Here is a 295-nt window from a genome sequence, read left to right as displayed (position 1 = left end):
CCATAGCCCAGCCTTGTTGCAGCCCCCACAAAGTAAGCCCTACTTGAGTAAGGCATTGGCACACGACCAAATAGAAGTAACAATCGGCTCGGCGCTCAATTCGCAACCACATCATTAAAGGCTGCAGGGCAATCGAAAAGGCAATCACCGCAGCTACCCCAGCAAACTGCCAAAAGTGTAAAGCCGAGAACAAATCAAAAGGCAGCGTTGCCAAGCTAACAGCGGCTAAAACAGCCAGCGATAAACCATAAGTGAGGCTAAGTAATAATGAAGATGAAATTAGGTTACTTTTTGC

Annotated in this window: 1 protein-coding gene; it reads right to left on the bottom strand. The window is 47.1% G+C overall.

What is annotated here, in order from left to right; genetic code table 11:
• A partial coding sequence (locus Q4528_RS13420; protein WP_303522013.1) for a hypothetical protein occupies positions 1 to 295 on the bottom strand: 295 nt, incomplete at both ends.

Origin of the sequence: Staphylococcus pasteuri, assembly GCF_030547725.1 — a bacterium.
Classification (GTDB): Bacteria; Bacillota; Bacilli; order Staphylococcales; family Staphylococcaceae; genus Staphylococcus; species Staphylococcus pasteuri.
This window is presented reverse-complemented; position numbering and strand designations above follow the sequence as displayed.